Here is a 21068-nt window from a genome sequence, read left to right on the forward strand (position 1 = left end):
CCGGGTCAGGCGATGAGGAACGGGGTGAGTCCGCGAATCGGCCACTCGCCGTTGACATCCGACGCATCGCGCCCCTGCCGGACGAGGTAGTCGGCGAAGTCGCGCTGCCGTTCCGCGTGCCAATCGGCCTGATGGGTCATGATGTCGAGGGCCCGTAGATTCGGGAACTGCTGCGCCAGCGTCCGGGCGAGATGTGCGGCGGCGAGCGCGTCGGCCTCCGCCTCGTGAGCGTCCTCCAGCGCGATGCCGTAGTGCTCGCACACCGCGCCCAGGGTGCGCCTGCCCTTCCGGTACCGATCCATCTCGCGGTCGATGACGTAGGGGTCGACCACGGTGCCGGTGACGAGTTCGGGCAGCCCGAGCCGCAGACCCTCGGTGTGCATGACGGTCAGGTCGTAGGACGCGTTGAACGCGACGACGGCGTGGTCCAGGGTCCACGCGTCGTACAGGGCGTCGCGGATCTCGCCGTACCCGGTGGCGTAGTCCTGCCCGCGGGCCCGGGCGTACTCCGTGGAGATGCCGTGCACGTCCGTCGCGCCCTGCGGGATGGGAACCTCGGGGTCGAGCAACCAGGTGCGCGACTCGAAGTGGTGAGCGTCGACGACGGCGATGCACGCGGAGACGATGCGGGCGTCGGTGGGGTCGGGCCCCGTCGTCTCCAGATCGAACGCGCAGATCGGTCTGTCCGACCAGCTGGTCATGGGGGCCTCTCGGTGGTGATTCGGTGCGCGCCCAGTATCTGCCGAGGGAGGCGCCGGATCCGGGACCGACACGGCGGGGATCCCAGGTTGTCGTGGCCGGTCGCCGGGGGTATCGTGTCCTGCGGTCTGCAGTTCGCCGAGGTCGTGAACTGTGTTATCTCGAGAGAGCGTTCTTTCGAGGGAAGAGTGCGAGAGGGTAAGGAGGTGTGGCATCCGATGAGAAGCCAACCTCCCAGTACCAACTGAAACCGTTCCACCGGTAGGTGCGCGGTTTCACGGTCCGTGTTCCTCAGCGCCGTCCCGCGCTGCCCTTTTCCCTCGAAAGCCCCGTGCCATGCCTCAGTTGCGCCCGATCCGTTCCCTCCTGCCCAGCCGCTCCGCCGGTGTGTCCGACGCGAACGCCGGTCACGCCGTCACGCGGCGCCCCGTCGAGCCGACGCCGGCGGAGGAAACGGTGGTCAACAGCGCCGTCTACCGCGACGGCCGGAAGACGGCCACTCCGGCCACGCTGTCGGAGGCGCTCGCGAGCCTGCCGGATGCGGCGTCGATGGCGTGGATCGGGATGTACCGGCCCAACGACGCCCAGTTGTATGCGGCGGCAAAGCAATTCGACCTGCACGAGCTGGCCGTCGAGGACGCCATCGTCGCCCACCAGCGGCCCAAGCTGGAGCGTTACGGCAAGACGCTGTTCGTGGTGCTCCGCGCCGCGCGGTACTGCGACGAGACCGAGCGCGTCGAATTCGGTGAGCTGCACGTCTTCTGCGGTCCGACGTTCGTGCTCACGGTCCGGCACAGCGAATCCCCCGACCTGTCGGCGGTCCGCAGGCGGATGGAGAGCAACCCGGACCTGCTCCGGCTCGGACCCGAGGCCGTGCTCTACGCCATCCTCGACGCCGTGGTCGACGGGTACGCGCCGGTGGTGGCCGGGTTGCAGAACGACATCGACGAGATCGAGACCGAGGTGTTCAGCGGGGCGCCGGGAGTGTCGCGTCGCATCTACGAACTCACCCGTGAGGTCATCGAATTCCAGAGGGCCACACGGCCGCTGCTCGGAATGCTGCGGGGGTTGTCGCAGGGTTTCGAGAAGTACAACACCGACGAGGAGTTGCAGCGTTACCTGCGTGACGTCACCGACCACGCGACGGTCGTCGTGGAGCGGGCGGACGGGTTCCGTCAGTTGCTCGGCAACATCCTCACCGTCAACGCCACCCTGGTGTCGCAGGAGCAGAACGAGGAGATGCGCAACCTGACCCAGGCCAGTTACGCGCAGAACGAGGAGATCAAGAAGGTGTCGGCGTGGGCGGCGATCCTCTTCGCGCCCACTCTGATCGGAACCGTGTACGGCATGAACTTCGACCACATGCCCGAACTGCACTGGGCCGGCGGGTATCCGTTCGCGCTGTCGCTGATGATGCTCACCTGCGCCGGGCTGTACACGATCTTCAAACGCCGGGGCTGGTTGTGAGCGAGGCCGGCCGCGGGCGGGACCCGCGGCCGGCCTGCGCCCGCCGTCAGAGTTCGTCGACGCAGACGACGAACTTGCGTTCGGAGTATTCGTAGCCGTTGGACGACGTGCTGCACGAGTCCACGGACGTGGCGCCCTGCACGATCTCCGTCACTTTCACCCCGTCGACGGCCGTCGTGTCACCGCACTCGATGCGTGCGGGGTCCTCGCCACCGACGTCCATGCAGCCGCCGATCACCCAGTCCACGTCGAGGCAGATCGCGCCCTGCTCGATGCCGCCGAGGGTTTCGTAGTAGTACGAGTCGGCGTCGCTGATGCACTGGCTGTTCTTCGCGGCCTTCGCGATCACCTTGTAGTTCGAATCGGGGCTGCCGCACACCGCCTTGTCGATCTCGGCGTCGGTGACGGTGCCGCCGAGTTTCACGCACTCACCGATCGCGACCTCGAAGTCGACGTCGCCGCCCGAGTCCTCGCCTTCCTGTCCGTCGATCACGGTGGTCGACGAGGTGGCCGCGGAGGCACCCGACTCCGGCACCGCGGTGGGCGTCGTGTCCGAACCGCACCCTGCCACCAGAACTGCCGTCGCCGACAACGCGACGACCGCGGTACACACCCGCCGAACTAACCCTGTCATGTCTGACCCCTCCGTCGGGTGACGTCCCGCCACCCGTGCCTCTGAGATGACCGTTGCCACCTCGACCGTGTCCACCGCGATTGCCGTGTCGCGCATTATTTGATTACATCGCTGTCCGATTTGCCAATTGTGATGACAGTATGGACGGGTGGACCTCCCCGTGATGCCTCCGTTACAGCCGATGCTCGCGAAGGCTGCGTCGTCCGTTCCGGCGCAACCGGAGTCCGGGCCCGTCTGGTTGTACGAACCCAAATGGGACGGGTTCCGCACCCTCGTCTTCCGGGACGGCGACGAGGTGGTGCTCGGTTCCCGCGGCGGAAAAGACTTGGCCCGGTACTTTCCCGAACTCGTCCGCGCCGTGAAGGACGAACTGCCCGAGCGGTGCGTGGTGGACGGCGAACTCGTCGTCCCGCGCAACATCGACGGCCGCACCCGGCTCGACTGGGAGTCGTTGTCGGAGCGCATTCATCCCGCGGAGAGCCGGGTGACGATGCTGGCGGAGAAGACCCCGGCCCAGTTCGTCGCGTTCGATCTGCTGGCCCTGGGCGACCGCGACCTCAGCCGGGAGGACTTCTCGGTGCGCCGCGCGCAACTCGTCGACTCCGTCGGCGGCGGGTCCTCCTGCCACGTCACCGCGGCCACCGAATCCAGTGCGACGGCCACCGAGTGGTTCGAGGCGTTCGAGGGGGCCGGCCTCGACGGGGTGGTGGCGAAGAAGCTGGTGGGCCCGTACCTGCCGAACAAGCGGGAGATGGTGAAGGTGAAGCACGCCCGCACCGCCGACTGCGTCGTCATCGGATACCGGCCGCACAAGAGTCAGCCGGGGATCGGGTCCATGCTGCTCGGACTGTACGACGGCGAGCAGATGGCGATGGTCGGTGGGGCGTCGGCGTTCACGGCCGCGCGGCGGATCGAACTGCTCGCCGAACTCGACGAACTGCGCGTCGGCGACGACGTCGTCGCGGACGGGGCACCGACGCGGTGGCAGTCGGGCAACGACCGGACCTGGGTGCCGCTGCGCCCCGAACGCGTCGTCGAGGTGGCGTACGACCAGATGGAGGGTGCTCGGTTCCGGCACGCCGCGCGGTTCCTGCGCTGGCGCCCGGACCGGACGCCCGACGAGTGCACGTTCCAACAATTGGAGGTCCCGGTGCGATACGACCTTGCCGACGTCCTGGCCGGAGGTTCCTAGATGGCGAGTCCTGCCGAAGAACTCGACGTCGACGGCGTCGCCGTGCGGCTGTCGAGTCCCGACAAGATCTACTACCCGAAACTCGGTGCCGACGGCGGCACGAAGCGGCACCTGGTGGAGTACTACCGGACGGTGGCGCTGGGCGGTGCGCTGCTGGGCGCCCTGTTCGATCGGCCGACGCACCTGCAACGGTTCCCGGACGGGGTCGAGGGCGAGGAGATCTACCAGAAGCGGGTGCCCGCGAAGCGCCCCGACCACGTCGACTCGTGCGAGGTCACGTTCCCGTCCGGCCGCAAGGCGGACGTGCTCCGGGTGCGCAGCGCCGCGAACATCGTGTGGGCGGCGAACCTCGGCAACATCACGTTCCACCCGTGGGCGGTGCGGTGCCCCGACGTCGATCACCCCGACGAACTGCGCATCGACCTGGACCCGCAGCCGGGGACCGGATTCGACGACGCCCGGGCGGTCGCGCTGGACGTGCTCCGGCCGCTGCTGGACGAACTCGGTCTGATCGGCTACCCCAAGACCTCGGGCGGACGCGGCCTGCACGTGTATCTCAACATCGAGCCGCGCTGGGATTTCATCGAGGTGCGGCGCGCGGGCATCGCCCTGGCCCGGGAGATCGAGCGGCGCAGCGGCGACCGGGCCACCACGTCCTGGTGGAAGGAGGAACGCGGCGAACGCATCTTCCTCGACTTCAACCAGAACGCCCGGGACAAGACGATCGCATCCGCCTATTCGGCCCGCAAGACGCCGATCGCGACCGTGTCGACGCCGGTCACCTGGGAGGAACTCGTCGACGTCCACCCCGACGACTTCACCATCGCGACCGTGCCCGCGCTGCTCGAGAAACGTGGCGACCCGATGGCGACCATGGGTGACGTGGCGCAATCGCTCGACGTGCTGCTGGAGATGGCGGAACGGGACACCGCGAACGGTCTCGGCGATCTCCCGTACCCACCCAATTACCCCAAAATGCCGGGGGAACCCAAGCGGGTACAACCGAGTCGGGACCGAGACCGCAAATAGCCGGCGCTCACGTAGGCTCGGGACGGTCGGGTCGGGAACAATGTGAGGTCGCCATGGAACGTAAGACGGTTCGTACTGCCGGAATCGTCCTCGGTGTCGTCGCGACGGCATTCGGGACTCTGCTGATCGCGCCGGCCACCGCGTCGGCCGTCTCCCTCTCCTGTGTGTCACCACCGGGCAGGGGTCACACGACGGTCGTCGACCGCACCGCGTGCGGGGCCAATGCCGACACCAGCAGCAATTCGGCGGCCTTCGGCACCGACGGTGTCGGTTTCGCCGACGCGGCCCACGCGGGAGCGGCGCTCGGCGCCGGACTGGGCGGCGGTGTCGGCGCGGCAGAGGCACGCCGCGGTGTCGTCGCGGCGGTCGCGGTCGGGCCCGAGAGCGTCGCAATCGGAACGGTCGACAGCGTCGGCCCGGCGCTGGTGCTGAGCGGTCCCGGTGGGCAGGCGCTCGTCGCGGATCCGGCCAAAGGCGTGGTGTGCGCGGCCGGTCCCTCGCTGGCCATCAATTTCCTTGCAGGTCAAGCATGTCTGAGCGACGGCATAACTGTGTGGCGGCTTCCCTGAACGGCACCCCGGTCCGCGTCGTATGGTGACGGTAGTCACAATGGGCTGACGCACTGCCGTAGGACTTACGGCAGCGAGATCGGAGGTGGTCGATGACGACCAGCGTTCGAGTATCCCGGCCCGCGTCCGTGCCACGGACGGAACTGCACGTCGATCCGCGGTTCCTGCCGCTCGCCGACCGGTTCTTCGCGATGTACCGGCAACCTCAGCACGGCGGCGGGGCACTCACCGCGTACTTCCGGGGCGAGAAGGTCCTCGACATCTGGGCGGGCTGGGCAGACCGCGACCGCCGCTGGGACCGCGACACCGTCGCACTGTCGTTCTCGACCGGAAAAGGCGTGGCCAGCACGGTCGTCCACCGGCTCGCCGAACGCCGGCTGATCGACTACGACGCGCCCGTGGCACGCTACTGGCCCGAATTCGGTGCGGCAGGCAAGGGCGACATCACCGTCCGCGACGTCCTCACCCACCGGGCCGGACTGCACAAGGTCCGGGGGCTGATGCGGAGCCCGCTCGATCTCCTCGAATACGACGCCGTCGTGGAGGCCCTCGCGGCGGCCCCGGCGGATCCGCGCAGGCTGCGCGGCCCCGGGTATCACGCCGTCACCTACGGGTGGCTGGTGGCCGAGCTGATCGCCCGCGTCACCGGAAAACCGTTCGTCCAGGTCGTGCAGGACGAGATCGCGGGACCGCTCGGTGTCGACGACTTCTGGTATCAGGTTCCCGGACAGCACCGTCCACGGATCGCGAAGCTGTTCCCGCACATCAACCCGGCCGGACTCAACTGGGAGCTCACCTCGAATGTGCTCTCGCTCGTCGGCCCTACCCGCGGGCTGGCCGAGGCGGCGATGCCGCAGGGATTCGACGCGCTGGTGCGGAACCCGGCGGTGCACGACGCGGTGATGCCCGGCTGGAACGGTGTGTTCAGTGCGCGGGCGCTCGCGCGGATGTACGGCGCCATCGCGAACGGGGGCAGGCTGGACGGACGCCGGTTCCTGCGCAAGTCGACCATCGCGCGGATGTCGGAGGTGCAGACCCGCGACCGCGACTACGTCCTCGGTATCCGGCCGCTGTGGTCGCTCGGCTACCACCGGCCGATCTTCGCGTCCCGGGAACAACCACGGAACGCGATCGGACACTACGGGGTCGGCGGGTCCGGCGCCTACGCGGACCTCGACAGCGGACTGTCGCTGGGGTTCGTCACCAACCGCCTCGGCAGTTCCCTCACGGCTCTCGGTGATCTTCGTCTGGCCCGGCTCGGTGTCGAGGCACAGGCGATCGTCCGGAACGGCAAGTAACCCACGAAAGGAATCCCGATGAGTGATCACGTGTACCGAGTTGTCGAGGTCGTCGGTTCGTCGAGCGACAGCACCGATCAAGCCATCAAGAACGCGATCGCGCGGACCAACGACACCGTGCGGAACGTCGAGTGGTTCGAGGTCGTCGAGACCAGGGGCCACGTCGAAAACGGCGCCATCGCGCACTACCAGGTCACGGTGAAGGTCGGATTCCGGGTAGAGCCGGGCGACGCGGTCTGACCTCGCGCACGGTTCTCGCACAAAAGTGGAACACGTTATAGTCTGGGGTCATATCTCGACTTCGGACTGCGCGTACTCAGGTAGGGGAGAACCGTGGCATATGTGATCACGCAGCCGTGCTGCAACGACGCGTCGTGCGTCGACGTCTGTCCGGTCAACTGCATCCATCCCACACCGGACGAGAAGCCGTTCGCGAGCACGGAAATGCTGTACATCGACCCGGACACCTGCATCGACTGCGGGGCCTGCGTCGAGGAGTGCCCGGTGGAGGCCATCTACGCGGAGAACGACCTCGACGAGGTCGACGAGCCGTACCTCGACATCAACGCGCAGTACTACACCAAGCACCCGATCGGCCCCGACTGGCCCGAGCCGCTCAAGCTGCCGCAGATCGACGCAGCCCTCGGCACGCTCCACGTCGCGGTCGTCGGGTCGGGTCCGGCCGCCTGCTACGCCGCGATGGAACTGACCGCGAAGCCCCGCGTCGAGATCGACATCTTCGACCGTCTGCCCACCCCGTACGGGCTGGTGCGCGCAGGCGTCGCCCCGGATCATCCGGGCACCAAGGGCGTCACGGACCAGTTCCGCTCTGTCGTCGGCAAGCGGACGGTGCACTGCCACTTCAACGTGAACGTGGGCACGGACGTGACCCACGAGGAACTGCTCGCGCACCACCACGCCGTCATCTACGCGGTCGGTGCGGCAGGCGACCGCGAACTGGGCATTCCCGGCGAGAATCTCGCCGGCAGCCACGCCGCCACCGAGTTCGTGGCCTGGTACAACGGGCACCCCGACTACGCCGACCGCACGTTCGACCTGTCGGGGGAGCGGGCCGTCATCGTCGGCAACGGCAACGTGGCACTCGACGTGGCCCGCATCCTCGTCACCGACCCGGAGATCCTGGCCACGACGGATCTCGCCGACCACGCCCTCGAGGCGCTGCGGGCGAGCAACATCCGTGAGGTCGTCATCCTCGGCCGCCGGGGCCCCGCCCAGGCCGCCTACACCAACCCCGAACTCCTGGCGCTCGGGCGCATGCCGAACGTGGACGTCGTCGTCGACCCGGAGGAAGCCGTGCTCGACCCGGCGAGCCGCGCATTCGTCGACGGCGACGAAGCGGAGCCGTGGCAGCGCCACAAGGTGCGCCAGGTCGAGGAGTTCGCCCGGCGCACCGCCGACCCGGCCAAGAAGCGGATCGTGCTGCGCTTCCTGACCTCGCCAGTGGAAATTCTGGGCACCGACGCCGTCGAATCGGTGCGCATCGCGAAGAACGAGATGGTCGCGGACGCGTCCGGCAGGCTCAGCGCCAAACCGTCCGACGACACCTCGACGCTGGACACCGGCCTGGTGCTGCGCTCGATCGGCTACCGCGGGCAGCCGGTGGCCGGTATCCCGTTCGACGACCGGCGCGGCGTCATCCCCAACGAGAACGGCCGGGTGATCGATCCGGAGACCGGCGCACCGGTCCCCGGCGTGTACGTGGCCGGCTGGATCAAGCGCGGGCCGACGGGCGTGATCGGCACCAACAAGTACTGCTCCGCGGAGACGGTCAGGATGCTGATCGACGACTTCTCCGCCGGGCGGCTCGACGCGCCCGCCGACCGTGAGGCTCTCGACCGGCTGATCGCCGAGCGCGCGCCCGACGCGGTCGACTTCCAGGGCTGGCAGCGGATCGACAAGACCGAACGTGCCGGGGGCAGGGCGGCCGGCCGGCCGCGCACCAAGTTGATCACCATCGAGAGCATGCTCGCCGCCGCCCGCGCCGAGACCTGATCGTGAGCGCTTCTTGACCACTCGGTGACACCGACCGCCCGCAGGCCGCGGAGCGGCAACGATTGCGGGCAAATTGCTCGCGGCCGGATGATGTGTGTTAATGGCAGTGCGCGATTGATAGGTCCGTCGGGGACGCGCGGTGTACACGTCGTCGAACGAGAGTGGTCATATGGGCAAGTCAGGAATCGGTTCTTCCAGGAACAAGCACTGGTCGTCACGGGTCGCTGTCGCACTGACCGGGGCCGTCGTCTCCGGAACTGCGCTGGTCGGGGCCGCACAGGCCGCACCGCTCTTTCCCGGTGGACCGGAGATTCCGAGTCTTCCCACCCTGCCCGGTCTGCCCGGCGCGCCGCAGCTCCCGCTGCCCGAACCGGCGCCGGCGCCTGCGAACTTCTCGGCCCCGTCCCTCAACCCGGGTGCGGGCGAGGTCGTGGGCGTCGCGCAACCGGTGATCATCCGCTTCAACGAGGCCATCGGCGACCGCGCCGCCGCCGAGAAGGCCATCAAGGTCACCACCAGCCAGCCGGTCGAGGGCGGCTTCTACTGGATCAACGACAGCCAGGTGCGCTGGAAGCCCACCGAGTTCTGGCCCGCGAACACCGAGGTCACCGTGGACGCCGGCGACGCGCACTCCACGTTCACCATCGGTGACGCGTTCGTCGCGACCGCCGACGACAACACCAAGCAGATCACCGTCACCCGCAACGGCGAGGTGGTCAAGACTATGCCGACGTCGATGGGCAAGGTCGATCACGAGACGCCGAACGGCACGTACATCATCGGCGACAAGTTCCGTGACATGTACATGGACTCCTCCACGTACGGGGTCCCGGTCGACTCCGCCGAGGGCTACCGCACGTACGTCGAGTACGCCACCCGCATGTCGTACAGCGGCATCTTCGTTCACGCCGCGCCGTGGTCGGTGAACGCCCAGGGCAACACGAACGTCAGCCACGGCTGCCTCAACGTGAGCACCGAGGACGCCAAGTGGTTCTACGAGAACTCGAAGAAGGGTGACGCCGTCGTCGTGCAGAACACCGCGGGCGGCACGCTGAGCGGCTCCGACGGTCTCGGCGACTGGAACCGCTGACCCTGCTCCGACCAGTTCTTCCCGTAGCCCGCACAGTTCAATGTGCGGGCTACGGCAATTTACCGGCTATTCGTAATCGGTCGTCAGACTGCCGCAGTGAGATCGAGTCCGGAACGAACCCTGCCGTCGCCGGGAAAGCAGGGGTTCCTCGGGCGTCCGTGGCGGGACTACGCGCTGTTCGCGGCGCTGGTGGGCCCCAATCTGGTTCTGCTCGTCCTGTTCACCTACCGCCCGCTGGTCGACAACATCCGGCTGTCGTTCTTCGACTGGAACATCGCCGACCCCGCCGCCACGTTCGTCGGCCTGGGCAACTACCGCGAGTGGTGGAGCCGCCCCGACACCTGGCAGATCGTCGGCAATACCGTCGTGTTCACGACCGCGACCGTGGTGGGATCGATGGTCGCCGGTCTCGCGCTCGCCGTGCTGCTGGACCGTAAGTTGAACGGGCGCAACCTTGTTCGATCCGCCATCTTCGCGCCGTTCGTCATCTCCGGCGCCGCGATCGGGGTAGCGTTCCAGTTCGTGTTCGACCCCCGGTTCGGGCTGATCCAGGACCTCCTGCACCGCGTCGGGGTCGACTCCGTGCCCGACTTCTACCAGGATCCGCACTGGGCGCTGGTCATGGTCACGGTCACCTACATGTGGAAGAACCTCGGCTACACGTTCGTGATCTACCTTGCGGCACTGCAGGGTACGCGACGCGAACTGGCGGAGGCCGCGGAGATCGATGGGGCGAGCGGGTGGACGACGTTCCGCCGGGTCGTTCTCCCGCAGTTGCGTCCGACCACCTACTTCCTCTCGATCACGGTGATGCTGGGCTCGCTTCAGGTGTTCGACATCATCAACGTGATGACCAGGGGCGGTCCGCTCGGCACCGGCACCACCACGATGGTCTACCAGGTCTACAACGAGTCGTTCCGCAACTTCCGGGCCGGGTACGGGGCCACCGTCGCCACGATCATGTTCCTGGTGCTGCTCGGAATCACCGTCTACCAGGTGCGGATCATGGATCGCGGGGACGGCCGGTGACCGCGGGAGCCGTGCGCGAGCGGCGCAGCACGGAGGTGCCGGCGACGGCGGACGCGGCCCGCGACCACCGCCGGCGGGAAGCGCTCGTGACGGCGCTGGGCTACGCCGCGATGGTGGCCGTGCTGGTGACGGTTGCCCTGCCGCTGTACTGGATCGTGATGACGTCGTTCAAGGATCGCCCCGACATCTACACCCTTCCGGTCACGTGGTGGCCCGGGACCTTTCACCCCGAGAACTATGCGGAGGCCACCACGTCGGTGCCGTTCTGGACGTTCCTGCGCAACTCGGTGATCATCACCGGAGTGCTGTCCGCCGTGAAGTTCACACTCGGCGTCCTCAGCGCCTACGGTCTGGTGTTCCTGCGGTTCCCGGGCAAGAACTTCGTATTCCTCGGTATCATCGCCGCGTTGATGGTGCCCAACCAGATCACCGTCATCTCGAATTACGCCCTCGTCGCCGAATGGGGTTGGCGGAACAGTTTCCACGGCATCATCGTTCCGCTCGCGGGAGTTGCGTTCGGAACGTTCCTGATGCGCAACCACTTCCTGTCGATACCCACCGAGATCATCGAGGCCGCCCGGATGGACGGCGCCGGCCATGCCCGGTTGCTGTGGCGGGTGGTCCTGCCGGTGTCCGGCCCCACCATGGTGGCGTTCGCGATCATCACCGTCGTCACCGAATGGAACGAATACCTGTGGCCGTTCCTGATGGCCGACGACGCGTCCGTCGCGCCGCTGCCGATCGGGCTGACCCAGCTGCAGAACAACGACGGGCTCACCGACTGGGGTCCGGTCATGGCGGGGACGGTGCTCACGATGCTACCGATCCTCGCGGTTTTCCTTGTGCTGCAACGGCACATGATCAAGGGCCTCACGTCGGGTGCGGTCAAGGGATAGCGGACACGAGGAGAGACATGAATCGGATGAATCGCCGGGGATTCCTCGGGCTCGCGGGCACGGTGGCCGCCGGTGCCGCGCTCACGGCCTGCGCGGGCTCGGGTTCGGGCTCGTCGGCGGCGTCCGGGGCGGCGGGGGACCCGAACACCATCACGTTCTGGTCCAACCACCCGGGCAAGTCCCAGGACGTCGAACGTGAACTGATCAACCGTTTCCAGGCGACACACCCCGGCCTCACCGTCGATCTCGTGGACGCCGGGAAGAACTACGAGGAGGTGTCGCAGAAGTTCAACGCGGCACTGTCGGGCGGCGCACTGCCCGACGTCGTGGTGTTGTCGGACGTGTGGTGGTTCAACTACGCCCTGACCGGTGCCGTCGAACCGCTCGACGGGCTGTTCGGTGACGTGGGGGTCGACACCTCCGACTACGTCGACTCGCTGCTCGCCGACTACCTGTTCCAGGGGAAGCACTACGCCCTCCCGTACGCGCGGTCGACGCCGCTGTTCTACTACAACAAGCAGGTCTGGGCGCAGGCAGGCCTGCCCGACCGCGGTCCCGCCACCTGGCAGGAGTTCGACGAGTGGGGTCCCGAACTGCAGCGGGTGATCGGCGGCGGCAAGCTGGCCCACGGCTGGGGCGACGCCAAGAACTACCTCGGCTGGACGTTCGAGGGACCGGTCTGGACGTTCGGCGGGGCGTACTCGGACCAGTGGGACCTGAAGTTCGGCGACGAGAAGACCCTCGCCGCGGGGACCTTCCTGAAGGACATGATCCACACGAAGAAATACGCGGCGGTGTCGAGCGACATCGCCAACGAGTTCGGGGCGGGCATCCTCGCATCGACGATCGCCTCGACCGGTGACCTGTCGGGGATCACCAAGTCGGCCGCATTCGACTTCGGCACCGCCTTCCTCCCCGCGTCGGGCGCGCCGGGCTGCCCGACCGGCGGCGCGGGTCTCGCGATTCCGGCGCGAATCTCCGACGAGCGGAAGAAGAATGCGCTCACGTTCATCGACTTCGTGACCAACGGCGAGAACACCGCGTACTTCTCGCAGAACGTCGGGTACATGCCCGTCCGCAAATCCGCGGTCGAGGACCCGGCCATGAAGGCGTACCTGGACGCGAACCCCAACGCGCGCACCGCCGTCGACCAGCTCGCGAAGACCCGGTCGCAGGACTACGCCCGGGTGTTCGTGCCCGGCGGCGATCAGATCATCGGCACCGGACTCGAACAGATCGCGCTGCAGAACGCGGACGTGGCGACGACCTTCGCCGGTGTCGGGGAGCAACTCCAGCAGATCGTCGACCGCCAGATCACCCCCAAACTGCCCCAGTAGGAGGAGAAGGAACATCCATGGCCAACGTGCAGTTCGCGGGTGTCACCCACCGCTATTCCGGAGCCGACCGACCCGCGGTCGATCGGCTGGACCTCGACATCGCGGACGGCGAGTTCCTCGTTCTCGTGGGTCCGTCCGGGTGCGGTAAGTCGACGAGCCTGCGGATGCTGGCCGGCCTCGAGGCCGTCGAGGCCGGCCGCATCGAGATCGGCGGCGCCGACGTCACCGCGCTGCCGCCGCGGGCGCGGGACGTAGCCATGGTGTTCCAGAGTTACGCGCTGTACCCGAACATGACCGTCGCCGACAACATGGGGTTCGCGCTCCGCAACGCCGGCGTCGGAAAGGTGGAACGCACCGCGCGGGTGCTGGAAGCGGCGCGGATGCTCGAACTCGAACCGCTGCTCGGTCGCAAACCGGCGAAACTGTCCGGCGGGCAACGTCAACGGGTCGCGATGGGCCGCGCCATCGTGCGGCACCCCAAGGTGTTCTGCATGGACGAACCGCTGAGCAACCTCGACGCCACGCTGCGGGTGAGTACCCGCTCGCAGATCGCGGGGCTGCAGCGCAGGCTCGGCACGACCACCGTGTACGTCACCCACGACCAGGTGGAGGCCATGACGATGGGCGACCGGGTGGCGGTCATGCAGGCCGGCCGCCTCCAGCAGGTCGCCCGGCCACGCGATCTGTACGACAACCCGGTCAACACGTTCGTCGCCGGGTTCATCGGCTCCCCGGGCATGAACCTCATGGACACCCCGATCCGGGACGGCGTCGCCGAACTGGGCGACCTGCGTATTCCCGTGCCGCACTCGGCGATCGGGGACGGCTCCGTGATCGTCGGAGTGCGCCCGGAGTCGTGGACGCTGGTCGGGTCGTGGCGCAAGGACTCGTACACCGTGGAGACCGACCTGCTCGAGGAACTCGGCGCCGAGTCGTTCGTGTACGCGTCCGGCACGTCCGGGAAGGTGGTGGTGCGGGTCGACCGCACCCGCACCGTCGCCGCGGGGGAGAGGTTGCACCTGCAGCCGAAGCCCGGCGAGGTGTACTTCTTCTCCGCGGCGACGGGCGACCGTCTGCGGTAGCCGCGCTACCAGATCTTGACGCGCTCCTCCGGATCCAGATACAGGGCGTCACCGGGCTGGACGTCGAACGCGTCGTGGAACGTGTCCAGGTTGCGGATCACGCCGTTGCAGCGGAACTCCGGCGGCGAGTGCGGGTCGACGGCGAGCCGGCGGAGCGCCTCCGCGTCCCGGGCCTTGGTGCGCCACACCTGCGCCCAGCCGAAGAACACCCGCTGGATCCCGGTCAGGCCGTCGAGGACCTCCGGCTCGGACCCGTCCGTCGCGATCCGGTACGCGGCGATGGCGATGGACAGGCCACCGAGGTCGCCGATGTTCTCCCCGATCGTGAACTCACCGTTCACCGTGTGCCCGGGCAGCGCCTTCGGCTCGAACGCGTTGTACTGCTCGATCAGCGCCTTCGTGCGCTTGCCGAACTCGGTCCGGTCGTCGTCGGTCCACCAGTCGATCATGTTGCCGTCGCCGTCGTACTTGGCGCCCTGATCGTCGAAGCCGTGGCCGATCTCGTGACCGATGACGGCGCCGATCCCACCGTAGTTGGCGGCGTCGTCGGCTGCGGCGTCGAAGAACGGCGGCTGCAGAATGGCTGCGGGAAAGACGATTTCGTTCATGCCCGGGTTGTAGTAGGCGTTGACCGTCTGCGGTGTCATGAACCACTCGTCGCGGTCGACCGGGCCGCCGAGTTTCGCGAGATCGCGGTCGTACTCCGCCGCAAAGCCGCTGCGGTAGTTGCCGACCAGGTCGTCGCGGGAGATGGTGACGGCCGAGTAGTCGCGCCACTTGTCGGGGTACCCGATCTTCGGCGTGAACTTCTCCAGCTTGCGGAGCGCCGCCTGCCGGGTCTCCGGGCTCATCCAGTCCAGGTCGGAGATGTTGCGCCGGTACGCCTCCTGCAGATTCGCGACGAGTTCCTGCATGCGGGCCTTCGCGTCCGCCGGGAAGTGCCGCTCGACGTACAGCTTGCCGACGGCCTCGCCCAGCAGATCCTGGACCAGGGACACGCCGCGCTTCCAGCGCTCACGAATCTCCTCGGCACCGGTCAGCGTCTTTCCGTAGAACGCGAAATTCTCCTCGACCAGCGCCTGCGTGAGGTACGGGGCGCGGGAGCGGATGACGTTCCACGTCGCCCACGCCTTCCAGTCGTCGAGGTCCTCGGACGTCCACAGCCCGGTCAGGGTGGTGAGGTAGTCGGGCTGGCGGACCACGATCTCGGCGAACTGCTTGGACGTACCGCCGAGCGCGCCGATCCACGAAGACCAGTCCAACCCGGCGGGCAGCTGGTCGAGGGTGAGCAGGTTGTAGCTCAGTTCGGCGTCGCGACGCTTCACGACGTCCCAATGACCTGCCGCGATCTTGGTTTCCAGGTCGAACACGCGCTGCGCGTCGTAGTCGACACGGGCGAGGGCGAACATCTTCGCGATGTGCTTCACGTACGCCGCGCGAATCTCCGCGTGCTCGTCCTGGCGGTAATACGACTCGTCGGGCAGGCCGATGCCCGACTGACTGAAGTGGACGAGGTAGCGCGCGGAGTTCTTGGCGTCCGTGTCGACGTAGTGACCGACGGCGCCGCCGACCCCCGTGCGCTGCAGGCGGCCGATGACGACGGCGAGCGCGGAGAGGTCGGCGGCCGAGGCCACGTCGGCGAGCTCGCCGGCGATCGGGGCGAGCCCCGCGGCCTCGACGACGTCCGCGTCCATGAAGCTGCCGTACAGATCGCCGATGCGCTGCGCGTCGGTCCCCGGGGCCGCGCCGGAGGCCGCCGCCTCCTCGATGATGTTCTGGACGTCGACCTCGGCCTTGTCGTACAGCGTGCGGAACGCGCCGTCGATCGCCCGATCCGCGGGAATCTCGTAGTCGTCGATCCACTTGCCGTTCACGTGGACGAACAGGTCGTCCTGGGCGCGGGTGTCACTGTCGAGGTGGGTGAGGTCGATGCCGGAGCGCTGAGCCGTGGTCATGCGTTCCATCCTTACACCGTTCCGCGCCGACAGGTCCACCACTGCGCTCAGGGCGAAACAAAGGACCGGGGAGCGGTCAGACGTCGATGCCGAGGTTGATCGCCGCGAGGTAGCCGTCCGACTGCGTGGCGACCGTCAGCAGGCCTGCGTCGTCGTAGATGCCGTCCGTGGCGTTGGTCACGTTGTTCTCCCGTCCGGTGTGGTCGGAGTACGGCGCCGTCGCGTACACCTCGTCGAGCAGGGCCTCGTCGAAGTACAGCTGGGTGGTGAGCACCGTCTTCTTGTCGATGTGCACCTTGAGGTGGATGTGCGTGGTCCGGCCGGTGTACCAGCCGGGGAAGATTGTCGTGAACTGGGCGATGCCGTTCGCGTCCGTCGTCTGAGCGCCGCGCAGGTAGGTGCCGTCGTCCGTGGTGGTGGCCTCGCTGTCGCCGACGCTGTAGGACCCGTCGGACGTCTCACCCGAACCGCCGGACATGTCGCCGCCGGGGCCGCCGGGTCCATCGGGACCTCCGGCCGGGGGCTGGCCGCCGTCGCCGGGCCCGCCTGCCGGCGGTGCTCCGGCGGGCGCGCCGTTGCCGCCGAGGTCCGCGGCCTTCGAACCCGACTCGAAGCCGGAGTACACGCCGCCCGCGTCGCAGTGCCAGATCTCCACGACGGCGTTGCTCACCACCGCGGCGGAGCCGTCCGCGGAACAGTTCGTCAGGTCCTGCACCCGCAGTGCGAGCTGCAGGTTCGTCCCCGGCCGGTCTTCGCGGATGTCGCTGCGGATGGAGTCGACGTCGAACCAGTACGGTCCCTGCGTCTCCTCGACGGCCATCACGCACTGCGGCGCCTGGTCGAGCAGGGCCGTCACCGCGTCGCCGCTCGTCGTCGTCGCACTCGACGCGGCCGTGGTCGGCGTGGCCGACGCCGACGTGCCGCTGCTCCCGTTCCCGGTGCAGGCGGCGATGAGCCCACCCAGACTCACTGTCCCCCCGACCGCAAATGCGCGGCGGCGGCTGATGCGCAGTCGGCTCTTCTCGACGTCCTTGTTCACTGTGGGTACCTCTCCATGATCGGGCTGTGCCTCGATCGTGGCGCACGAACCTGCGCGTGGCGTTCCGCCCGGCTGTGAACTTGCTGGGAACTCAGCCGCCGAGGCGGGCGTGCATCTCCCAGACGAGCACCTCGGCGCCGGAGTGTGAGGAGATCTGCTGGCCACCGGAGGCGCTCAACCGGACGGCGTCGCCCTCGTACAGGGTGCCGACACCCTCCATCTCCGCGGTGCCCCGGGCGACGAACACGTGCAGGAACGGCGCTTCGGGAAGGGTCACCGGTGCGCCGGGGAAGAGTCGCGCGACGTGCAGCGCCGCGTGCTTGTTGTTGATCCGGATCGCCGAATTGTCCTTGTATTCCGGCATTCCGGACGCAACGGGCACCAGCCCGCCTTTGAGGATTTCGTCCTCGATCTCGAGTTGCTCGTAACTCGGGGCGAGCCCGGGTTCGTCGGGTACCACCCACATCTGGACGAAATGCACCGGCTCGTGGTGCTGCTCGCCGGCGAGGCGCCAGCTGTCGTTCTTCTCGGAATGCATGATGCCCTTGCCTGCGCTCATGCGTTGCGCAAGGCCGGGATAGATGATGCCGGAGTGGCCGATCGAGTCCTGGTGGACGAGCGAGCCGCGCAGCACCCAGGTGACGATCTCCATGTCCTTGTGTGGATGGGTGTCGAATCCCTGACCGGGGAGCACCGTGTCGTCGTTGTTGACGAGGAGCAGTCCGTGGTGCGTGTTGTCGGGGTCGTAGTGCTGGCCGAAGGAGAACGAGTGCTTCGAATCCAACCAGGAAATCTTGGTTTTCAGCCGATCGCCGGCGCGATGAACGTAGACGTGAGGTGTGGTGACTGCTGGCATATCGGTCCTCCTTCGGGTGGTACCCGGTCCAGAGTACGAGGTGCCGGCTGCGGGTACTCGCGAGACGGTGTCGATTGTGCATCGAATTCATCGCCTGCTCGTCGCGGTGGAGGTGCCCGAGTCGATCCCGAAATGATGTTGCGCAGTGCGGTATTGGAGGATCGACGCTCCGTAAGGTGCTGTTCGGCAACGGGTTTCGCCGACGGCCGGAAAGTGTGAAAGACGGCCGTCCAGTTTGTACCACCACGAATGCCCGCTTCTGCCGGGCCCGCGGCGTACAGTTCGAATTGTGCGTCCAGGAGTCGCAGGATTCCGGCACGTCGCACCCGGCGGAAGGAGCGTGATGAAGGCGAATCCGGATCGACACGATCAGCTCCCCGAACACCAGCGGATCGCAGACCTCGTCGACGACATGGAAGACCGGCTCGCGGCCGAACGCGAGGCGAAGGGAATCGCGGGCAACGCGTCCGAGCGCGAGCAGGCGGAGCAGGTCGAGCCCGACGACCAGGCGCCCGAGTAGTGGTGGTGCGCCTTCGGCGCCTGTGAGTACTTATTAACCGCGGGCGGTTAATAAGTACTCACAGGTGGTCTACTCGAAGAAGCGGTACACGGCCTCGACGACTACCGCGGGACGCTCGCTGCCCTCGAGTTCGATCTGCCCCGCGACCGTCACCTGGACGCCGCCCTTGGGCAGTTCCTCGAGGGACTGCAGCGCCGCGCTGAGCCGGACGCGTCCCTCGGCGGGCACGGGGTTGGTGAACCGGACCTTGTTCAGCCCGTAGTTGACGGCCATGGTGACGCTGTCGACGGTCAGGATCTCGTCCCACATGGGGATGATCAGCGACAACGTGAGGTACCCGTGGGCGATGGGTCCGCCGAACGGGCTCTCGGCCCGGGCGCGTTCGGGGTCGACGTGGATCCACTGGTGGTCGTCGGTGGCGTCGGCGAACGTGTCGATTCGCTGCTGCGGGATGTCGATCCACGAGCTGGTGCCCAGCGACGTGCCCTCGAGTGCGGCGAGGTCTGCGAGGGTGGCGACCCGGGTGGTGGTGGCGGCGGTGGTGCTCATGTCAGGGCTCCTAGTCTTTGATACCGAGAACACGCAGGGCGTTCTGCTTGAAGATCAGCGGTGCGACCTCCGGTTTGATGTCGAGGTTCTCGAAGTCCTTGATCCAGCGGTCGACCTGGATGACGGGGAAGTCGGACCCGAACAGCACCTTGCCGCGGAGCATGCTGTTGGCGGCCTTGACCAGCTGCGGCGGGAAGTATTTCGGCGACCATCCGGACAGGTCGATGAAGACGTTGGCCTTGTGGGTGGCGATGGAGATCTGCGCGTCGACCCACGGCACCGACGGGTGGGCCATGATCACGGTGAGGTCGGGGAAGTCGGCGGCGACGTCGTCGAGGAGCATCGGGTCGGAGTAGCGCAGTTTGATGCCGTGGCCGCCGGGCAGTCCGGCGCCGATGCCGGTCTGGCCGGTGTGGAACAGGGCGGGGACCCCGGCCTCGGTGATGGCGTCGTAGAGCGGGTAGAACCGGCGGTCGTTCGGCTCGAATCCCTGCATGCTGGGGTGGAATTTGAAGCCCTTGACGCCGAAGTCGTCGACGAGGCGGTGGACGCGGCGGACGGCGGCCTTGCCTTGCCAGGGGTCGACGGAGCCGAACGGGATGAGGACGTCGTTGTGGCGGGCGGCGCCCTCGGCGATCTCCTCGACGGAGTTCGCGGCGTGTCCGCTGGCGGAAGCCGCGTCGACGGTGAACACGACCGCCGCCATGTTGCGGGCCCGGTAGTGGTCGGCGATCGCGTCGATGGACGGGGTGCGTTCCTCGCCGGACTTGAAGTATTTCTCGGACGCGGCCATCAGTTCGTCGTCGAGGGACCGGTGTCCGCAGCCGTCGATCTCGACGTGGGTGTGGATGTCGATGGCGTCGATCGTGTCGAAGTCGATGCCGTACTCGTAGCGGCTCACTTGGCCATCAACTCCTCGGGGAATTCCTCGCCGACGGACTGCACGGACTCGCCGAACGTGGCCGTCCACTGTGCGGCGATGTCGTCGGCCGACCAGCCACCGTCGTGGTACTCGACCGCGGTGAGTTCGGGGTGCGACCACAGTGCGAGGCGGTCGCCACCGACGGCGAACGCCTGTCCGGTGATCTCGGCTGCCGCGTCGGACGCGAGGAACGAGATGATGCCCGCGGCGTCGTCGGGGCTGCCCATGCCCACCTCGCGGCGGATGATGTCGGGCAGCGGCTCACCGTTCTTCATGCCCTCGATGTAGGGCGCGAGGAACGGGACGGTCTCGGTCATCGCGGTCGCGGCGACCGGGCAGACGGCGTTGGCGGTGATGCCGGCGCGCTGCAGTTCGAGCGCCCACGTGCGGACCATGCCGACGATGCCGGATTTGGCGCCGGAGTAGTTGGTCTGCCCGAAGTTGCCGCGCTGGCCGGCGGGGGAGCCGATGCAGATGATGCGACCACCGTCGCACTGTTCGCGGAACTTCAGGACGGCCTCGCGGACGCACGTGAAGGTGCCGCGCAGGTGCACGCCCACCACGGCGTCGAAGTCGTCGTCGGTCATCTTCCACAGCACCTTGTCGCGGAGGATGCCGGCGTTGGTGACCATGACGTCGAGGCGGCCGAACGCGTCGACCGCGCCCGTGACGAGGGCCCGGGCGGTCTCGGTGCTGCCGACCGGGGCGACGACGGCGACGGCCCGCCCGCCCGCGGCGGTGATCTCGGCGACGGCGGCGTCGGCGGTGGCCTGGTTGACGTCGTTGATCACGACCGCGGCGCCGTGGCGTGCCAGGTCCTTGGCGTAGGCCAGTCCGAGGCCCTGTCCGCTGCCGGTGACGACGGCGACTTTGTCGGTGAGGTCCATGTCGT

21 protein-coding genes are annotated in these 21068 nt (G+C 67.7%); 13 read left to right on the plus strand and 8 right to left on the minus strand.

The window, feature by feature from the left end:
* Positions 1-5: 5 nt before the first annotated feature.
* Positions 6-701 (minus strand): 3'-5' exonuclease, encoded by a 696-nt coding sequence (locus JWS14_RS28070; protein WP_206014876.1) that lies wholly within the window; start codon positions 699-701, stop codon positions 6-8.
* Positions 702-1035: 334 nt separating this feature from the next.
* Here JWS14_RS28070 and JWS14_RS28075 point away from each other — a divergent pair, with 334 nt between their 5' ends.
* Positions 1036-2166: a magnesium and cobalt transport protein CorA gene (locus tag JWS14_RS28075; RefSeq protein ID WP_072950396.1), complete on the plus strand. Its 1131-nt coding sequence runs from the start codon at positions 1036-1038 to the stop codon at positions 2164-2166.
* Between the two features lie 46 nt (positions 2167-2212).
* On the opposite strand, the gene lppU is transcribed toward JWS14_RS28075, so the two are convergent.
* Positions 2213-2800, minus strand: coding sequence for an LppU family putative lipoprotein (gene lppU, locus JWS14_RS28080; protein WP_072950415.1), 588 nt, complete (start codon positions 2798-2800; stop codon positions 2213-2215).
* Between the two features lie 148 nt (positions 2801-2948).
* Here lppU and JWS14_RS28085 point away from each other — a divergent pair, with 148 nt between their 5' ends.
* The 11 genes from JWS14_RS28085 to JWS14_RS28135 all read left to right on the plus strand — a co-directional run bounded on the left by JWS14_RS28085 (position 2949) and on the right by JWS14_RS28135 (position 14335).
* Complete coding sequence (locus JWS14_RS28085) at positions 2949-3992, plus strand: ATP-dependent DNA ligase (RefSeq protein WP_072950399.1); 1044 nt, start codon at positions 2949-2951, stop codon at positions 3990-3992.
* Positions 3993-5021, plus strand: coding sequence for a DNA polymerase domain-containing protein (locus tag JWS14_RS28090; RefSeq protein WP_206014877.1), 1029 nt, complete (start codon positions 3993-3995; stop codon positions 5019-5021).
* Between the two features lie 53 nt (positions 5022-5074).
* Positions 5075-5590: a DUF6764 family protein gene (locus JWS14_RS28095; RefSeq protein ID WP_072950403.1), complete on the plus strand. Its 516-nt coding sequence runs from the start codon at positions 5075-5077 to the stop codon at positions 5588-5590.
* A gap of 92 nt (positions 5591-5682) precedes the next feature.
* Positions 5683-6888, plus strand: a complete 1206-nt coding sequence (locus JWS14_RS28100; RefSeq protein WP_072950404.1) for a serine hydrolase domain-containing protein — start codon at positions 5683-5685, stop codon at positions 6886-6888.
* An 18-nt stretch (positions 6889-6906) separates the two neighbouring features.
* Complete coding sequence (locus JWS14_RS28105; protein WP_072950405.1) at positions 6907-7128, plus strand: dodecin; 222 nt, start codon at positions 6907-6909, stop codon at positions 7126-7128.
* A gap of 93 nt (positions 7129-7221) precedes the next feature.
* A complete protein-coding gene (locus tag JWS14_RS28110) occupies positions 7222-8901 on the plus strand; it encodes an FAD-dependent oxidoreductase (protein WP_206014878.1) in 1680 nt (559 codons plus the stop codon).
* Positions 8902-9070: 169 nt separating this feature from the next.
* Positions 9071-9991: a L,D-transpeptidase gene (locus tag JWS14_RS28115; protein WP_087556816.1), complete on the plus strand. Its 921-nt coding sequence runs from the start codon at positions 9071-9073 to the stop codon at positions 9989-9991.
* Positions 9992-10066: 75 nt separating this feature from the next.
* A complete protein-coding gene (locus JWS14_RS28120; protein WP_387495105.1) occupies positions 10067-11020 on the plus strand; it encodes a carbohydrate ABC transporter permease in 954 nt (317 codons plus the stop codon).
* Entirely contained in the window at positions 11017-11916 is a 900-nt protein-coding gene (locus JWS14_RS28125; protein ID WP_206014879.1) for a carbohydrate ABC transporter permease, read from the plus strand. The genes JWS14_RS28120 and JWS14_RS28125 overlap by 4 nt, the downstream gene beginning before the upstream one ends.
* Before the next feature lie 17 nt (positions 11917-11933).
* Positions 11934-13253, plus strand: coding sequence for an ABC transporter substrate-binding protein (locus JWS14_RS28130; protein WP_206014880.1), 1320 nt, complete (start codon positions 11934-11936; stop codon positions 13251-13253).
* Between the two features lie 17 nt (positions 13254-13270).
* Positions 13271-14335: an ABC transporter ATP-binding protein gene (locus tag JWS14_RS28135; RefSeq protein WP_206014881.1), complete on the plus strand. Its 1065-nt coding sequence runs from the start codon at positions 13271-13273 to the stop codon at positions 14333-14335.
* Between the two features lie 5 nt (positions 14336-14340).
* Here JWS14_RS28135 and JWS14_RS28140 read toward each other — a convergent pair whose 3' ends face one another.
* The 3 genes from JWS14_RS28140 to JWS14_RS28150 all read right to left on the minus strand — a co-directional run bounded on the left by JWS14_RS28140 (position 14341) and on the right by JWS14_RS28150 (position 18185).
* On the minus strand, positions 14341-16290 hold the full coding sequence (locus tag JWS14_RS28140; RefSeq protein WP_206014882.1) for a M13 family metallopeptidase: 1950 nt from the start codon (positions 16288-16290) through the stop codon (positions 14341-14343).
* Positions 16291-16366: 76 nt separating this feature from the next.
* Positions 16367-17329: an intradiol ring-cleavage dioxygenase gene (locus JWS14_RS28145; RefSeq protein WP_206014883.1), complete on the minus strand. Its 963-nt coding sequence runs from the start codon at positions 17327-17329 to the stop codon at positions 16367-16369.
* 91 nt (positions 17330-17420) lie between these two features.
* Complete coding sequence (locus JWS14_RS28150) at positions 17421-18185, minus strand: pirin family protein (RefSeq protein WP_072950414.1); 765 nt, start codon at positions 18183-18185, stop codon at positions 17421-17423.
* A gap of 343 nt (positions 18186-18528) precedes the next feature.
* On the opposite strand from JWS14_RS28150, the gene JWS14_RS28155 reads away from it, so the two are divergent.
* Positions 18529-18705 carry a hypothetical protein gene (locus JWS14_RS28155; RefSeq protein WP_167372172.1) on the plus strand — a complete coding sequence of 59 codons (177 nt, stop codon included), beginning with the start codon at positions 18529-18531 and terminating at the stop codon, positions 18703-18705.
* A 69-nt stretch (positions 18706-18774) separates the two neighbouring features.
* Here the strand turns inward: JWS14_RS28155 and couM are convergent, their stop codons facing one another.
* The 3 genes from couM to couN are packed head-to-tail and all read right to left on the minus strand — an operon-like array spanning position 18775 to position 21063.
* Positions 18775-19254 (minus strand): p-hydroxycinnamoyl-CoA hydratase, encoded by a 480-nt coding sequence (couM, locus tag JWS14_RS28160; RefSeq protein ID WP_206014884.1) that lies wholly within the window; start codon positions 19252-19254, stop codon positions 18775-18777.
* A gap of 10 nt (positions 19255-19264) precedes the next feature.
* Positions 19265-20155, minus strand: a complete 891-nt coding sequence (gene couO / locus JWS14_RS28165; protein WP_206014885.1) for a 4-hydroxyphenyl-beta-ketoacyl-CoA hydrolase — start codon at positions 20153-20155, stop codon at positions 19265-19267.
* Positions 20152-21063, minus strand: coding sequence for a 4-hydroxyphenyl-beta-hydroxyacyl-CoA dehydrogenase (gene couN, locus JWS14_RS28170; RefSeq protein WP_206014886.1), 912 nt, complete (start codon positions 21061-21063; stop codon positions 20152-20154). Before couN ends, couO begins: the two co-directional genes overlap by 4 nt.
* Positions 21064-21068: the final 5 nt, after the last annotated feature.

The sequence above is a fragment of the Rhodococcus koreensis genome (assembly GCF_017068375.1).
GTDB lineage: Bacteria > Actinomycetota > Actinomycetes > Mycobacteriales > Mycobacteriaceae > Rhodococcus_F > Rhodococcus_F koreensis.

Excerpts from the sequence above, each read along its gene's own strand:
- couM (WP_206014884.1), bottom strand. The coding sequence starts at position 19,254 with ATGAGCACCACCGCCGCCACCACCACCCGGGTCGCCACCCTCGCAGAC.
- lppU (WP_072950415.1), bottom strand. The coding sequence starts at position 2,800 with ATGACAGGGTTAGTTCGGCGGGTGTGTACCGCGGTCGTCGCGTTGTCG.
- JWS14_RS28130 (WP_206014880.1), top strand. The coding sequence starts at position 11,934 with ATGAATCGGATGAATCGCCGGGGATTCCTCGGGCTCGCGGGCACGGTG.
- JWS14_RS28140 (WP_206014882.1), bottom strand. The coding sequence starts at position 16,290 with ATGACCACGGCTCAGCGCTCCGGCATCGACCTCACCCACCTCGACAGT.
- JWS14_RS28135 (WP_206014881.1), top strand. The coding sequence starts at position 13,271 with ATGGCCAACGTGCAGTTCGCGGGTGTCACCCACCGCTATTCCGGAGCC.
- JWS14_RS28100 (WP_072950404.1), top strand. The coding sequence starts at position 5,683 with ATGACGACCAGCGTTCGAGTATCCCGGCCCGCGTCCGTGCCACGGACG.
- JWS14_RS28075 (WP_072950396.1), top strand. The coding sequence starts at position 1,036 with ATGCCTCAGTTGCGCCCGATCCGTTCCCTCCTGCCCAGCCGCTCCGCC.
- JWS14_RS28070 (WP_206014876.1), bottom strand. The coding sequence starts at position 701 with ATGACCAGCTGGTCGGACAGACCGATCTGCGCGTTCGATCTGGAGACG.
- JWS14_RS28090 (WP_206014877.1), top strand. The coding sequence starts at position 3,993 with ATGGCGAGTCCTGCCGAAGAACTCGACGTCGACGGCGTCGCCGTGCGG.
- JWS14_RS28150 (WP_072950414.1), bottom strand. The coding sequence starts at position 18,185 with ATGCCAGCAGTCACCACACCTCACGTCTACGTTCATCGCGCCGGCGAT.
- JWS14_RS28155 (WP_167372172.1), top strand. The coding sequence starts at position 18,529 with ATGAAGGCGAATCCGGATCGACACGATCAGCTCCCCGAACACCAGCGG.
- JWS14_RS28105 (WP_072950405.1), top strand. The coding sequence starts at position 6,907 with ATGAGTGATCACGTGTACCGAGTTGTCGAGGTCGTCGGTTCGTCGAGC.
- couN (WP_206014886.1), bottom strand. The coding sequence starts at position 21,063 with ATGGACCTCACCGACAAAGTCGCCGTCGTCACCGGCAGCGGACAGGGC.
- JWS14_RS28095 (WP_072950403.1), top strand. The coding sequence starts at position 5,075 with ATGGAACGTAAGACGGTTCGTACTGCCGGAATCGTCCTCGGTGTCGTC.
- JWS14_RS28115 (WP_087556816.1), top strand. The coding sequence starts at position 9,071 with ATGGGCAAGTCAGGAATCGGTTCTTCCAGGAACAAGCACTGGTCGTCA.